The 14676-nt window shown below is 73.5% G+C and carries 12 protein-coding genes; 7 read left to right on the forward strand and 5 right to left on the reverse strand.

Going from position 1 to position 14676, the window contains the following annotated elements:
- Positions 1–6 precede the first annotated feature (6 nt).
- The 3 genes from ACZ6I1_RS28490 to ACZ6I1_RS28500 all read right to left on the reverse strand — a co-directional run bounded on the left by ACZ6I1_RS28490 (position 7) and on the right by ACZ6I1_RS28500 (position 3264).
- Positions 7–1104: a prenyltransferase/squalene oxidase repeat-containing protein gene (locus tag ACZ6I1_RS28490; RefSeq protein WP_469291782.1), complete on the reverse strand. Its 1098-nt coding sequence runs from the start codon at positions 1102–1104 to the stop codon at positions 7–9.
- On the reverse strand, positions 1101–1844 hold the full coding sequence (locus ACZ6I1_RS28495; RefSeq protein WP_469291783.1) for a class I SAM-dependent methyltransferase: 744 nt from the start codon (positions 1842–1844) through the stop codon (positions 1101–1103). The genes ACZ6I1_RS28490 and ACZ6I1_RS28495 overlap by 4 nt, the downstream gene beginning before the upstream one ends.
- A gap of 103 nt (positions 1845–1947) precedes the next feature.
- Positions 1948–3264 carry a glycosyltransferase family 4 protein gene (locus ACZ6I1_RS28500; RefSeq protein ID WP_469291784.1) on the reverse strand — a complete coding sequence of 439 codons (1317 nt, stop codon included), beginning with the start codon at positions 3262–3264 and terminating at the stop codon, positions 1948–1950.
- 226 nt (positions 3265–3490) lie between these two features.
- Here ACZ6I1_RS28500 and ACZ6I1_RS28505 point away from each other — a divergent pair, with 226 nt between their 5' ends.
- Positions 3491–4150, forward strand: coding sequence for a TetR family transcriptional regulator (locus tag ACZ6I1_RS28505; protein ID WP_469291785.1), 660 nt, complete (start codon positions 3491–3493; stop codon positions 4148–4150).
- Between the two features lie 1205 nt (positions 4151–5355).
- Here the strand turns inward: ACZ6I1_RS28505 and ACZ6I1_RS28510 are convergent.
- Both ACZ6I1_RS28510 and ACZ6I1_RS28515 read right to left on the reverse strand, forming a co-directional pair.
- Complete coding sequence (locus ACZ6I1_RS28510) at positions 5356–5589, reverse strand: ferredoxin (RefSeq protein WP_469291786.1); 234 nt, start codon at positions 5587–5589, stop codon at positions 5356–5358.
- The gene (locus tag ACZ6I1_RS28515) at positions 5589–7052 is read right to left on the reverse strand and encodes an aldehyde dehydrogenase (RefSeq protein WP_469291787.1); all 1464 of its coding nucleotides are present in this window, start codon (positions 7050–7052) and stop codon (positions 5589–5591) included. The genes ACZ6I1_RS28510 and ACZ6I1_RS28515 overlap by 1 nt, the downstream gene beginning before the upstream one ends.
- A gap of 205 nt (positions 7053–7257) precedes the next feature.
- Between ACZ6I1_RS28515 and ACZ6I1_RS28520 the strand changes: the two genes are divergently transcribed.
- From ACZ6I1_RS28520 to ACZ6I1_RS28545, 6 genes are all read left to right on the forward strand, one after another.
- On the forward strand, positions 7258–8316 hold the full coding sequence (locus tag ACZ6I1_RS28520; RefSeq protein WP_469291788.1) for an MBL fold metallo-hydrolase: 1059 nt from the start codon (positions 7258–7260) through the stop codon (positions 8314–8316).
- 326 nt (positions 8317–8642) lie between these two features.
- Positions 8643–9908, forward strand: a complete 1266-nt coding sequence (locus ACZ6I1_RS28525; RefSeq protein ID WP_469291789.1) for a prenyltransferase/squalene oxidase repeat-containing protein — start codon at positions 8643–8645, stop codon at positions 9906–9908.
- The gene (locus ACZ6I1_RS28530; RefSeq protein ID WP_469291790.1) at positions 9908–10591 is read left to right on the forward strand and encodes an SCO2322 family protein; all 684 of its coding nucleotides are present in this window, start codon (positions 9908–9910) and stop codon (positions 10589–10591) included. Before ACZ6I1_RS28525 ends, ACZ6I1_RS28530 begins: the two co-directional genes overlap by 1 nt.
- Positions 10588–11814 carry an energy-coupling factor transporter transmembrane component T gene (locus ACZ6I1_RS28535; protein WP_469291791.1) on the forward strand — a complete coding sequence of 409 codons (1227 nt, stop codon included), beginning with the start codon at positions 10588–10590 and terminating at the stop codon, positions 11812–11814. The genes ACZ6I1_RS28530 and ACZ6I1_RS28535 overlap by 4 nt, the downstream gene beginning before the upstream one ends.
- On the forward strand, positions 11811–13601 hold the full coding sequence (locus tag ACZ6I1_RS28540) for an ABC transporter ATP-binding protein (protein WP_469291792.1): 1791 nt from the start codon (positions 11811–11813) through the stop codon (positions 13599–13601). The genes ACZ6I1_RS28535 and ACZ6I1_RS28540 overlap by 4 nt, the downstream gene beginning before the upstream one ends.
- Positions 13598–14476, forward strand: coding sequence for an ECF transporter S component (locus tag ACZ6I1_RS28545; protein WP_469291793.1), 879 nt, complete (start codon positions 13598–13600; stop codon positions 14474–14476). Before ACZ6I1_RS28540 ends, ACZ6I1_RS28545 begins: the two co-directional genes overlap by 4 nt.
- Positions 14477–14676 lie beyond the last annotated feature (200 nt).

Genomic DNA, 14676 nt, shown 5'->3' on the forward strand with positions numbered 1-14676 from the left:
AGGCTCCTAGGAAGTCTCCCGCAGACCACAGCAGTCGGGCTCGAGCCCGGCCGGGAGCGAGGCCCCGCCGAACACGTCGGTGGTGGCCTCGTCGCCGCCCAGCGCCGCGACGGCGAGCAGCAGCGACCCGGCGGTCCAGGTGGTCTGCTCCACCGGCCACACCGCCTCGTCCTCGAACACGTACCCCGTCCAGTACATCCCGTTGTCGGCGCGCAGGTGCGTGATCGAGCGCAGGATCTCCAGCGCCCGGTCCGACTCGCCCGTCGCCCACAGCGCGAGCGCCAGCTCGCAGGACTCGCCGCCGGTCACCCACGGGTTCGGCAGGACGCAGCGCACCCCCAGGTCCGCGACGACGAACTCGTCCCAGCGCTCCGCGATGCGCGCCCTGGCCTCGTCGCCGGTCAGCGCTCCGCCGAGGACCGGGTAGTACCAGTCCATCGAGTAGTGGTTCTTGTCGAGGAACCGCTCGGGGTGCCGGCGGATGGCGTGGCGCAGCGCGCCCGCCGCGAGTTCCCAGTCGGGCTGCGGCTCCTCGCGGTGCTCGGCGATGGCCAGCGCGCAGCGCAGGGCCTGGTGGATGGAGGAGGAGCCGGTCAGCAGGGCGTCGGTGACGGGCGTGCCGTCGGCCTCCCGCTTCCAGCCGATCTCGCCGCCGGGCTGCTGGAGGGTGAGCACGCACTCCACGGCCGCGTAGACGGCCGGCCACATGCGGTCCAGGAAGGCGTCGTCGCCGGTGGACAGGTAGTGGTGCCAGACGCCGACGGCTATGTACGCCGTGAAGTTGCTCTCCCGGCTCGCGTCCTGCGGCTCGGCGGTGTCCACGCCGTCCGGCCGGTCGGCGTAGGCCGCGTACCAGGAGCCGTCCTGGTTCTGGTGCCGGGCCAGCCAGGCGTACGCCCGCTCGGCGGCCTCGTGTTCACCGGCCACGTCCAGGGCCATCGCGGCCTCGGTGTGGTCCCACGGGTCGAGGTGGTGGCCGCGGAACCACGGGATGGCCCCGTCGGCCCGCTGCGCGGCGAGGATGCCCGCCACGGTCTCGGCGGCCTGCTCGGCGGTCAGCACCCCGTCCAGAACGAGGTGTTCGGTGCGCCCGGGCGAGCTCACTTCGCGTCGCCGTCCTCGAGGACCGGAAGGTGCGGCTTGGTCGCGTACGCCACGAAGCTCTTGCCGATGACCGGGTTGAGGGCCTGCTCCGCGAGGCGGGTGAGCGCGGGCTTCTTCATGATGTCCCACACCAGGAGCTTGTGGTACGCCTTGACGGGCAGCGCCTGGTCGTTGTCGACGCCGAAGGCGCACTTGAGCCACCAGTACGGCGAGTGCAGCCCGTGCGCGTGGTGGGTGCCGTACGGCTCGAGGCCCGCGGCCTCCATCTTGCCGAGCAGTTCGTCCGCCTTGTAGATGCGGATGTGGCCGCCCTCGACCTCGTGGTAGGCGTCGGAGAGCGCCCAGCAGATCTTCTCGGGGCCGTAGCGCGGGACGGTGACGGCGATGCGGCCGCCCGGCTTGAGGACGCGGACCATCTCGGCGAGCACGCCCTTGTCGTCGGGGATGTGCTCCATCACCTCGGAGATGATGACGACGTCGAAGGACTCGTCGGGGAAGGGCAGGGCGAGGGCGTCGCCCTCCATGGCGGTGGCGGTGGCGCCGGCCGGGGCCTCTCCGGCTTCCTTCATCGCGGCGAACCACTTGGCGACCTCGCGGATCTCCTCGCCGTTGCGGTCGACGGCGACCACCTGGGCGCCTCGCCGGTAGCACTCGAAGGCGTGCCGGCCTGCGCCGCAGCCCAGGTCGAGCACGCGGTCGCCTGCGGCGAGCGGGAACCGGGAGAAATCGACGGTCAGCACGGGGTCCTGCCTTCGCGGTCGCGGGGGTGGTGAGGAGGAAGGGGAGGAAGCGGGGGGAGCGGATGGAGCGGGGCGAGCAAGTGGAGCGGAGTCCGGTGGTGCGTCACCGCGGGCGGCGGGTACGGGCGGCTGCCTGCGCGATGGCCGCGCGGTAGTGCGCGGCGGTGCCCTCGGCGGCCTTGGCCCAGGTGAAGCGGGACAGGACCCGTTCGCGTCCGGCGGCGCCGAGGCGTGCGCGCAGCTGCGGGTCGCCCAGCATCCGGCCGAGGGCCGCGGCCAGGGCTCCCGCGTCACCGGGGGGTACCGCCAGGCAGGTCTCGCCGTCGGGGCCGGCGACCTCCGGGATCGCACCGCCCGTGGTGGCGACGAGCGGGGTACCGGTGGCCATGGCCTCGGCGGCCGGGAGCGAGAAACCCTCGTACAGGGAAGGCACGCAGGCGACCTGGGCGCTGCGGACGAGGTCGACGAGCTCGGCGTCGGTGACGCCCTTGACGAACCGGACCGCGTCGGCGAGCCCGTACGACTCGATGGCGCGGGCGACCGGCCCCCGCTCGGCGCGCTTGCCCACGACGACGAGGTGGGCGTCGGGCTGCTCGGTACGCAGCTTCGCGAGCGCCTCGACGAGGTGCACGAGCCCCTTGAGCGGCACGTCGGCGCTGGAGGTGGTGACGATGCGGCCGGGCACCTCGGCCACGGAGGCGTCCGGCGACCACAGGTCGGTGTCGGCGCCGATGTGCACGACGTGGATGCGCTCGTCCTGGACGCCCAGGTGCTGGGCGATCTCCTCCTTGGAGGAGCCGGAGACGGTGAGCACGGAGGGCAGCCGGCGGGCGACGCGGCCCTGCATGCGGGTGAAGGCGTACCAGCGGCGTACGGAGGCCCGCTTCTTGCGGTCCGTCGCGGCGTCGAGGTCGAGCTGCCGGTCCACGGTGATGGGGTGGTGGATGGTGGTGACCAGCGGCGCCCCGAGGTCTCCCAGGAGCCCGTACCCCAGGGTCTGGTTGTCGTGGACGACGTCGAACTCACCGGCGCGGGCGGCGAGATGGCGCCGGGCCCGCAGGGAGAACGTCAGCGGCTCGGGGAAACCGCCGGTCCACATGGTGGCGACCTCGAGGGCGTCGATCCAGTCCCGGAACTCGTCGCGCTTGGGGGTCCGGAAGGGGTCGGGCTGCCGGTAGAGGTCCAGGCTCGGGAGCTCGGTGAGGGTGGCGCCCGTGTCGAGCACCGGGTAGGGCTGCGCGCCGATGACCTCGACGGAGTGTCCCAGGCGTACGAGCTCGCGCGAGAGGTGGCGGACGTAGACGCCCTGACCGCCGCAGAACGGGTTCCCCTTATAGGTGAGGAGTGCGATGCGCAACGGGCGGTCGCCGTCGGTGGCGGAACCCGCGAAAGGGCTCGTCACCATGGCCTCAGCGGTCACTCTCGGCCCCCTTCTGCCTGCAACTTTCGCCGGAGCGTAACCGCTCGGATAATGTAGAACAAGTTTCAGACTTGATCCGTTGAAGACCATTGAATCTACCGGCCGGAAACTACACCGTAAGAGGCGGAGCAGGTGATTCGCGCCACGACTGCGGCGCCTGCCATGCTGACTCCCGACCAGCCCGGAATCAGCTCGCGCAACGACACGGAACGGGACAACGGGACACATGACAGCGGAAGTGAAGGCCGTCACCACACCGGCGTCGCCTCCCCTGACGGAGCGCCAGGAGGCGCGCCGCCGCCGGATCCTGCACGCCAGCGCCCAGCTGGCCAGCCGGGGCGGCTTCGACGCGGTCCAGATGCGCGAGGTCGCGGAGTCCTCCAGCGTGGCGCTGGGCACCCTCTACCGGTACTTCCCGTCCAAGGTGCACCTGCTGGTCGCCACCATGCAGGACCAGCTCCAGCACATGCACACCACCCTGCGCAAGCGCCCCCCGGCCGGCGACGACCCCGCGGCGCGGGTCGCGGAAACCCTGATGCGCGCCTTCCGCGCCCTCCAGCGCGAACCGCACCTCGCGGACGCCATGGTCAGGGCCCTCACCTTCGCGGACCGCAGCGTGAGCCCCGAGGTGGACACCGTGTCCCGGCTGACCACGGCGATCATCCTGGACGCGATGGGCCTGGACGCCCCGCCGACGGCCGAACAGCTCTCGGCGGTCCGCGTCATCGAGCACACCTGGCACTCGGCCCTGATCACCTGGCTGTCGGGCCGCGCCTCGATCGCCCAGGTCAAGATCGACATCGAAACGGTCTGCCGCCTGATCACCCTGACGGCCCCCGAGGCGACGCGGGCCCCGGCCCCGGGCCCGGTCTCCGAAAGGGCCTGAACCTGACGGTGGGGCCGGGGGCTTCGGGGGCCTGATGCCCTGGGGGCTCATCAGGGAGGGTTTGGGGGTTTCCCGTCAGTCCCACTGTCTCTCCGGGTCGGGCCGGCCTGTCAAGGGCGCTCCTTCGTCGCGTCGCTGCGCGATGTCGCTGCGCTCCACCCTTGACAGGCCGTCCCGCCCCGGAAGGCCAAGGACTGTCGGGAAGCCCCCAAAAGAACGGTCCACTGGTTCACGATCACGGGCAGGGGCGATCAGGGATCCAGGGCCTGGCCACGGGTGGCCCATCCCCACCCGGGCCAGCCGGAAAGCCGGGGGCGGGGCGCTGGGCCGACATGCGCGCCAGATCGCTACGCGCTCCTCACGTCTCAGCGTCCGACGGCCGTCTGTGCCCCTACCCGCACCAGAAGTCGACGAGAAGCCCCCGGGGAGGGGATGGGCGCGTCAGATCGCTACGCGCTCCTCTCATCTCGGCGTCCGGCGGCCGTCTGTGGTCCAACCCGCACCGGAGGGGGCGCCTTTGCCTCCCTCCTCGCCCCCTGCGGGCGGTTGAGGGCGCAGGAAGCTCCCTACCGGAGTCTGACGCCGGTATTTCCGCCATCAGACTCCGTCAACTGATCCATTCACCTCCCCCTCGCGAATAAATTGGGGCAAACCGGCCGCTGTCGCGTGAGGGGGCATCCGTGGCGACCGTGGGCGGCCTATGTCCAGCCCCAGACGGCCGTCGGACGCCGAGAAGTGAGGAGCGCGTAGCGATCTGGTGCGCCCACCGCTCCCCGGGGCTTCTCTTCACCCTCTGGTGCGGGTAGTGGCCCAGACGGCCGCCGGACGCTGAAACCTGAGGAGCGCGTAGCGATCGGACGCGCATGTCGGCCCAGCGCCTCGGCTTCGGTTTCCGGTCGGCCCGGGTGGGGGTGTGCCACCCGTGCCCAGGCCTTGCATCGCTGATGCCCCCTGCCCGTGATCGTGAACCAGTGGACCGTTCTTTTGGGGGCTTCCCGACAGTCCTTGGCTTTCCGGGGCGGGACGGCCTGTCAAGGGTGGCCGAAGGCCATCGCGCAGCGACGCGACCGAAGGGAGCGCCCTTGACAGGCCGGCCCGACCCGGAGAGACAGTGGGACTGACGGGAAACCCCCAAACCCTCCCTGATGAGCCTTGAGGGCATCAGGCCCCCCGAAGCCCCCGCCCCCCAACACCCCGCCCCCCGCCTACTCCTCCGGAGGGAACACCGGTTCGCCCGTCGCAGCCAGGGTGATCAGGATGGCTTCGACCGGGCAGCCCTCCGCCGCCGTCAGGACCGGCTCGTTCGCGTCCGACTCCGGGGTGCGGGGGTGGGACTGGCGGGCCGAGTCGAGGACGAAGCCGTCCGGGGCGTGGTTGACGCACATGCCCGAGCCGATGCAGACGCTCCGGTCCACCTCGACCTGCCAGCGGTCTCCCATCAGGCACCCGCCTCGTAACCCGCCGGGAGGTGGATCATCTTGTGCTCCAGGTACTCGCTCAGGCCCTCGGGGCCGAATTCCCGGCCCAGGCCGCTGTTCTTGTAGCCGCCGAACGGGCCCAGCATGTCGAGGCTGAAGGTGTTGACGTTGAAGGTGCCGGTGCGGATCTGCCGGGCGAAGTCGATGCCGTGGTCCACGTCGGCCGTCCAGACGCTGCCGCTCAGGCCGAACTCCGAGTCGTTGGCCACCCGTACCGCCTCCGCCTCGTCCCCGTACGGGATCAGGCAGACGACCGGGCCGAAGATCTCCTCGCGGGCGATCCGCATGGAGTTGTCCACGTCTCCGAAGAGGGTGGGCTCCACGTACCAGCCGCGGTCCAGGCCCGCCGGGCGGCCGCCGCCCGACAGGATCTTCGCGCCCTCCTCCTGGCCGATCCGGATGTAGTCCAGGGACCGCTGCTGCTGCCGCTGGGCGACGAGGGGGCCGAGCTGCGTCGCCGGGTCCAGCGGGTCGCCGACGACCAGGGCGCCGGCCGCCGCCGCGAGGGCCTCGGCCGTCTCCTCGTACCGGCTGCGCGGGACGAGGATGCGGGTCTGGGCCACGCAGGCCTGGCCGTTGTTCATCCAGGCCGCGGGGACGATCCCGGCCACCGTGGTGTCCAGGTCGGCGTCCGGCAGGATCACGGCGGCCGACTTGCCGCCGAGTTCGAGGGTGACCCGGGTGAGGTTGCGCGCGGCGACCTCCATCACGCGCCTGCCCGCGGCGACCGAGCCGGTGAAGGCGACCTTGTCGATGCCCGGGTGGCCGACCAGGTACTCGCTGACCTCGCGGTCCGCGGGCAGGATCGACAGCACGCCCTCCGGCACCCCGGCCTCGCGCGCGATGTCGGCGAGGATGTAGGAGTCGAGGGGGGACTCCGGGGAGGGCTTCAGGATGACGGTGGAGCCGCTGAGCAGCGCGGGTGCGAGCTTGGCCGCCGCGACGAACTGCGGCACGTTCCACGGGATGACGGCCGCGACGACCCCGACCGGTTCGCGGCGCACCAGGATCGGACCGAGGACGCCCTGGCGGTGCTCCTCGTACGGGTAGGCGCGGGCGACGGTGATCGCGGCGTCGTAGACCATCATCGGGCCGAGCGCCTGGGCCAGGACGCTCCAGGAGTAGGGGGATCCGTTCTGGGAGCTGATCGAGCGGGCGATCTCCTCGTGCCGGACGGCGATGGCGTCCTTGATGCGGGTGACGACGGCGATGCGCTCCTCGAGGGCCATCCGCGGCCAGGGCCCCTCGTCGAAGGCCCGGCGGGCGGCGGCCACGGCGCGGTCCACGTCCCCCCGGGAGGCGTGCGGGACGGAGCCGATGACCTGCTCGGTGTGGGGGGAGACGATCCGGATCGTGTCGGTGCCCAGCGGATCCGTCCACTCCCCGCCGATGAACAGTTGTCCGTGTTCCACGAGCTCGGTCATGGCTGAGGCCTCCTGCGGCTTGGCGTTGCAGAACTGATACCAGTTCTAGTTAGAGGAGTCCACGGCCAGGACGGAACAACGGAGAAGATCCAACGGCTAGTCAGAATCCCCTACAGATGGTCGACTTGGGCTACTACTGGAACACGTTCTCACTCAGAGGGCGGCGACAGGGGGAGGGCTCGTGCCGCACGACATGCCACAGGACATGCCACAGGACACGCCACACGTCACCGATCACGGCGGAGGGGTGTGGGCGATCAAGGTGCCCATCCCCGACAACCCGCTCGGCCACACCCTCGTCCACGTCCTCGACACCGACCGCGGACCGGTCCTCGTCGACACCGGCTGGGACGACCCCGCCTCCTGGGACACCCTCGTCGCCGGCCTCGCCGCCCTCGGCACCGACGTCGCCGACGTCCACGGCGTCGTCATCACCCACCACCACCCCGACCACCACGGCCTGTCCGGCCGGGTCCGGGCGGCCTCCGGCGCCTGGATCGCCATGCACGCGGCCGATACCGAGGTCGTCGTACGGACCCGGGCCGCCGAGCCCGGCGTCTGGTTCGACTACATGAGCGAGAAACTCGCGGCCGCCGGAGCGCCCGAGGAGCACATCGCCCCGCTGCGCACCGCCCGCGCGAGCGGCCGCCTGCGCACGCTGCCCGGCCTGCGCGCCGCCGTCCCCGACCGGGAGATCGTTCCCGCCGAGCTGCTCCCCCTCGCCGGACGCCGGCTGCGCGCAATCTGGACCCCCGGCCACACCCCCGGCCATGTCTGCCTGCACCTGGAGGAAGCCCATCCGGGGAACCTGCCCGGCAACGGCCGCCTCTTCTCCGGCGACCACCTGCTGCCCGGGATCTCCCCGCACATCGGCCTGTACGAAGCCCCGGACGAGAACGGCGTCACCCGCGCCACCGACCCCCTCGGCGACTACCTCGACTCCCTCGAACGCATCGGCCGCCTCGAGCCGGCCGAAGTCCTCCCGGCCCACCAGCACGCGTTCACCGACGCCCCCGCCCGCGTACGGGAACTCCTCGAGCACCACGAGGAACGCCTGACCGGCCTGTGGGCGCTGCTGGCCGAGCCGCTGACCCCGTGGGGGCTGGCGGAGCGCATGGAGTGGAACCGGCCCTGGGAGCAGATCCCGTACGGCTCCCGCAACATCGCCGTCTCCGAAGCCGAGGCCCACCTGCGGCGGTTGGTGAAACAGGGCCGCGCGGAGCCGGTCCCGGGCAGCGACCCGGTGACCTACCGGGCGCTGTAGGGCACGCGTCGGAGGGCTGCAGGGCACGTACCGGGGCGGCGCAGGGCCGGGCCGCTGCCCGGGGGCCGTGTCCTACGGGCCGGTAGAGTGAACCCGTCGTCCACACTTCCGTACGGGGGAAAGCCGGTGCAATTCCGGCACTGACCCGCAACCGTGACCCGCCCCGGCACCGCCCGGCGGCAGGGAGTCGGAATGCCCCGTACCGGAGGTGCGCGGCTCGTGCCGCCGGGGCCTCCGGCGGCCGGCACCGTCGAGGTATACGGAGCCGGAGCCCGGTGCCCGCGCGTGCCTGCCTCCGGTTCCCCAGCAGGAGAGGCACCCGCCCCATGAACGTCCGCCGCAGCGCAGCCGCGCTCGCCGCCTCCGCCGTGCTCTGTGCGGGCGCCGCCCCCGCAGCCCTCGCCGACACCGCGCCGCCCGCCTCCCCCTCCGCGCCGCCGGTGATCCCCTCCGGGCTCTACGGCAAGAAGGACCCGACGTACGACGGCGTGTGGCGGCAGTCCTTCGCGCTGCTCGCGCAGGACACCGTCGGCGTCAAGCCCGCCGCGCAGGCCGTGGACTGGCTGACCGGCCAGCAGTGCGCAAACGGCTCCTTCCCTTCCTTCCGCGCGGACACCGCCAAGGCCTGCGACGCCTCGACGTACATCGACTCCAACGCCACCGCGGCCGCCGTGCAGGCGCTGGCCGCGCTCGGCGGCCACGAGGAGACGGTGAAGAAGGCCGTCGGCTGGCTGAAGTCCGTACAGAACGAGGACGGCGGCTGGAGCAGCAACCCCGGCGGCGCCATGGACACCGGTACGGACGCCAACTCGACCGGCATCGTGATCAGCGCCCTGGCGGCGGCCGGCGAGAAGCCGGCCGAGGTCACGTCGAAGGCGGGCAAGTCGGCGTACGCGGCGCTGCTCTCCTTCCAGCTGGGCTGCTCCGCCGAGCCGGCCGCCGACCGGGGCGCCTTCGCCTTCCAGCCCGTCAACGGCAAGCTCCTCGCGAACGCCGACGCCACGGCCGCCGCGACCCTGGCCGGCCTCGGCAAGGGCACCGCCGTCGTGCCGTCCACCTCGGACACCCCGGCGGCCGCGCTGGTCTGCCCGGCGGCGGACCCGGCGGACCCGGTGGCCGCCGCCCAGGGCGCGGCCGGATACCTGGCCGGGGCCCTCAAGAAGGACGGCCACCTCACGGCCGTGACCCCCGGCTCGGACCAGCCGGCCCCGGACACGGGCAACACCGCCGACGCGGTGATCGCCCTGGCCGCGGCCGGGCACAAGCAGTCGGCGGCGGGCGCACTGGAGTGGCTCAAGGCCAACGCGGCGGAGTGGTCGAAGGACAGCCCGGCGGCCCTCGGCACGCTGGTCCTGGCCGCGCACGCGACGGGCACCGACCCGAAGTCCTTCGGCGGTACCGACCTGGTCGCCGCGCTGAACGCGACGGGCCCGGCCCCGCAGGGCGCGGACACCTCCGCGACCACGGTGGACGGCGAGCAGGACAAGCCGTCCGGCGGCCAGAGCGTGTGGTGGATCATCGGAGCGGGCGCCGCGGCCGGCGTGGGCATCGGCATCCTGCTGAGCGGCCGCCGCAAGAAGAACCAGCTCTGATGCGCCTGCGCCGGTCCTCTCTCCGCCTGGCCCTGGCCCTGGCCTTCGGCGTGGTCCTGGCCGTGCTGGCCGCCGGTCCGGCCCTGGCCTCGAGCTACCGCTACTGGTCGTTCTGGGACGGCGCCGGCGGTACGTGGGCGTACGCCTCGGTCGGGCCCTCGACGGCCCGCCCGGCGGACGGCTCCGTGCAGGGCTTCCGCTTCGCGGTGAGCAAGGACGCGGCGGCCGAGGCGGCCCGGCCGCGGGCTGCGGCCGACTTCGCGGCGGTCTGCGCGGCGACGCCGGCGGCCGAGGGCCGCAAGCGGGTGGCGCTGGTCATCGACTTCGGCGAGCCGGCGGACGCCCCGGAGGGGGAGACCCCGCCGCAGGCCGAGCCGCGCACCGCCTGCGCGCAGGTCGCCCCGGAGGCCACGGCGGCCGAGGCGCTGGCATCGGTCGCGAAGCCGCTGCGCTACAACAGCGCGGCGCTGTTGTGCGGGGTCTCGGGCTACCCGAAGCAGGGCTGCGGCGAGCCGCTGCCGGACGCCCCGGCCGCCACAGCCGCCCCGGCCGCCCCGGCGGCGAAGGCGCAGCCGAAGGCGGACGACGGCGGCGGTCCGTCGGCAGGCCTCCTGGCGGGCATCACGGCGCTGGCCGCGCTGGCCGCGGCCGGCATCTGGCAGTCCCGCCGCCGCACCCGATGACGTACCCGGGCCGGCCGGAGGCCACGCGCACCCCCACCGGAGCCGCACCCGGCGACGCGCCGCCGACCGGGCGGAGCCGGCCCGGGGCGCAGCATCCCGCGCCCGGGCCGACGTACAAATCCAAAAGCTGGAAGGCACCGCTCGCCGGCCGGGCGACGGCCCTGCACGCGGGAGCCTGGTGGCTGTGGGCCCTCGGCCTGGCCACCGCCGCCTCGCGGACGACCAACCCCCTCCTCCTCGGCCTGGTCGTCGGCGTGGCCGGCTACGTCGTCGCGGCCCGCCGCACCAGCGCCCCCTGGGCCCGTTCCTACGGGGCCTTCCTCAAGCTCGGCCTGTTCGTCATCGGCCTGCGCCTGCTCTTCTCGATGCTCCTCGGCTCCCCCATCCCCGGCTCGCACGTCCTGTTCACCCTGCCGGAGGTTCCCCTCCCCGCCTGGGCGCAGGGCATCCGCTTCGGCGGCAGGGTGACCGCCGAGCAGCTCGTCTTCGCCTTCTACGACGGCGCGAAGCTGGCCGCCCTCCTCGTCTGCGTGGGCGCCGCGAACGCCCTCGCCAACCCGGCCCGGCTGCTGAAGTCCCTCCCAGCCGCCCTGTATGAGGTGGGGGTCGCCGTGGTCGTCGCGATGACCTTCGCGCCGAACATGGTCGCCGACGTCGTCCGCCTGCGGACCGCCCGCCGGCTGCGCGGCCGCCCCACCGGCGGGATCAAGGCCGTCCTCCAGATCGGCCTGCCCGTCCTGGAGGGCGCCCTCGAGCGCTCCGTGGCCACCGCCGCGTCGATGGACGCCCGCGGGTACGGCCGTACCGCGCAGGTGCCGCCCGCCGTCCGGCACACCACCAACGTCCTCACCCTGGGCGGCCTGCTCGGCATGTGCGCCGGAACGTACGGGCTGCTCGCCGCCGAGGGCGCGGCGTACGGCCTGCCCGTCCTGTTCATCGGACTGGTCCTGGCCCTGGCGGGGTTGCGCCTGGGCGGGCGCCGGTCGGTCCGGACCCGCTACCGGCCCGACCGCTGGGGGCCGCGTGCCTGGCTGGTCGCCGGGTCGGGTGCGGTCGTCGCCGCGCTCCTGGTCCTCGCGGGGTCCGTCGATCCCAGGTCCCTGCATCCGGGTGTGGTCCCGCTGGTCGCGCCCGTGCTGCCGCTCTGGCCGGCGGCCGCGATCCTGATCGGCCTGCTCCCCGCCTTCGTGGCACCCGTACCGTCCAAGGAGGCGTCCCCGTGATCCGCTTCGAACAGGTCTCGGTCACCTACGAGGGCGCGGCCGGTCCCTCGCTGCAGGGCGCCGACCTGGTGGTCCCGGAGGGGGAGCTGACCCTCCTCGTCGGCCCGTCGGGTGTCGGCAAGTCGACTCTGCTCGGGGCGGTCTCGGGGCTGGTCCCGCACTTCACCGGGGGCACGCTGCGGGGCCGGGTGACGGTCGCGGGCCGTGACACGCGGACGCACAAGCCGCGGGAGCTCGCGGACGTGGTGGGCACGGTCGGCCAGGACCCGCTCGCGCATTTCGTGACGGACGTGGTGGAGGACGAGCTGGCGTACGGCATGGAGTCCCTGGGCCTGGCCCCCGCCGTCATGCGCCGCCGGGTCGAGGAGACCCTCGACCTCCTCGGCCTGAACGAACTGCGCGACCGCCCCATCGCCACCCTCTCCGGCGGCCAGCAGCAGCGGGTCGCGATCGGCTCGGTCCTGACCCCGCACCCGAAGGTCCTGGTCCTGGACGAGCCGACGTCCGCCCTGGATCCGGCGGCGGCGGAGGAGGTCCTGGGCGTGCTCCAGCGGCTGGTGCACGACCTGGGGACGACCGTGCTGATGGCGGAGCACCGGCTGGAACGAGTGGTCCAGTACGCCGACCAGGTGCTCCTGCTGCCCTCCCCGGGCGCGGCTCCGGTACTGGGCACCCCGTCGGAGATCATGTCCGTCTCCCCGGTCCACCCCCCGGTGGTGGCCCTGGGCCGCCTGGCGGGCTGGTCCCCGCTGCCCCTCTCGATCCGCGACGCCCGCCGATCGGCTGCGCCGCTGCGAGCCCGCCTCTCGGCTACCGCCGGGGCACAGGGTTCCGGGCCCGCCCGCGGCGCCGCTTCCCAGGACTCCGCCCCGGACCCCACTTCCGGGAAGGGGCGGGCCCCGGGAAGCCGCCCGCAGGGCCCCCGCCCCGGCCTGCTGGCCAGGCTGCGCCGGAGTCCGGCCGCGTCCGCGCCCGCGGCGGAGCGGCAGCCCGGCGCCATCGCCACGGCCTGGGGCCTCGGGGTCCGGCGCGGCCGCGCCGAAGTGCTCCGCGACATCGACCTGTCGGTGGCCCCCGGCGAGACCATCGCCCTCATGGGGCGCAACGGCGCCGGCAAGTCCACCCTCCTCGCCGCCCTGACCGGCATGGTCGAGCCCGCCACCGGCTCCGTCACGGTCGCCGGCGCGACCCCGCACAGGACCGCCCCCGCGCAGATGGTCCGCCGTGTCGGGCTCGTCCCGCAGGAACCCCGCGACCTCCTCTACGCCGACACGGTCGCTGCCGAGTGCGCCGCCGCCGACTCGGACGCGGCGGCGCCCCCGGGCACCTGCCGGGACCTGGTCTCCGCGCTGCTCCCCGACGTACCCGACGACACCCATCCCCGGGACCTCTCCGAGGGGCAGCGCCTGGCCCTGGCCCTGGCGCTGGTCCTCACCGGCCGGCCGGCGCTGCTGCTCCTCGACGAGCCCACCCGCGGCCTGGACTACGCCGCCAAGGTCCGGCTGATCGAGATCCTGCGGGCGCTCGCGGCCGAGGGCCACGCCATCGTCCTGGCCACGCACGACGTGGAGCTGGCCGCCGAGCTGGCCCACCGCGTGGTGATCCTGGCCGGCGGGGAGATCGTCGCGGACGGGCCGACGGCCGAGGTCGTCGTCTCCTCCCCCGCCTTCGCACCCCAGGTGGCGAAGATCCTCGCCCCGGACCACTGGCTCACGGTGGCCCAGGTAGCCGAGGCCCTGTCGCCGTGGACGGACCCGGGCCCGCCCGGAGGGACGGCCCCCGCATGAGCCGCGCAGCCGTTCGCATCGGCCCCCGGGCCGCCGTCGCCCTGGTCCTGGTCACCCTCATCGGCATCGCGGCCTTCGGCTGGCCGCTCCTCGCCGACCGCCAGTCGGGCCTCGCCCACTCCCAGGACGCCCCGTGGCTGTTCGCCGCGCTGCTCCCGCTCCTCGTCGCCGTGGTCGTCGCGACCATCGCCGACGACGGCCTGGACGCCAAGGCGGTGGCGATGCTCGGGGTGCTGGCCGCGGTCGGGGCGGCGCTGAGGCCGCTGGGCGCGGGCACGGCCGGCCTGGAGCCCATGTTCTTCCTGATGGTGCTCAGCGGCCGCGTGCTCGGTCCCGGCTTCGGCTTCGTGCTCGGCTCGGTGACGATGTTCGCGTCCGCCCTGCTGACCGGCGGGGTCGGGCCGTGGATGCCCTTCCAGATGCTGGCCATGGGCTGGTTCGCGCTGGGCGCCGGCCTGCTGCCCGGTCCCGAGCGGATACGGGGGCGGGCGGAGCTGCTGATGCTGGCGGCGTACGGCTTCGCGGGCTCGTTCGCGTACGGCACGGTCATGAACCTGCAGGGCTGGGTGATCCTGCAGGGCATGGGGCAGGGGATCTCGTTCCACCCTGGCGAGCCGGTCGCGGCGAACCTCGCGCGCTTCGCCGCGTACTGCCTGGCGACGTCGGTGGGCTGGGACCTGGGGCGGGCGGCGCTGACGGTCGTCCTGACGCTCACGCTCGGCGGCACGCTGCTGAAGGCGCTGCGCCGGGCGACTCGCAAAGCAGCGTTCGATGCGGCCGCCACCTTCGATTCGGGGGTGGAAAGTGGCCCGGACCACACCCACAAAAGGGATGGAACGGATGCAGAAGGTGACATTCAGGCCCCTTCCCGGTGACCCGCCCCACAGGACCCACGTCACACACGAACCGGGGTAGTAGTCCCCGTACGTCCCGCGCAGACCGTCATCCGGGCAGCGTTCCTGCCCGACTGCGAGGGCCGCTAGTAGGAGGGGTCGTTGCCAGGGCTGCGGGGGGTCTGTAGAACTGGATGAGTCGCAGGGCGGCAGGGTGTTTCACCCGCCGCCGACGAACCCCT

Source organism: Streptomyces sp. NPDC046303 (genome assembly GCF_055588085.1).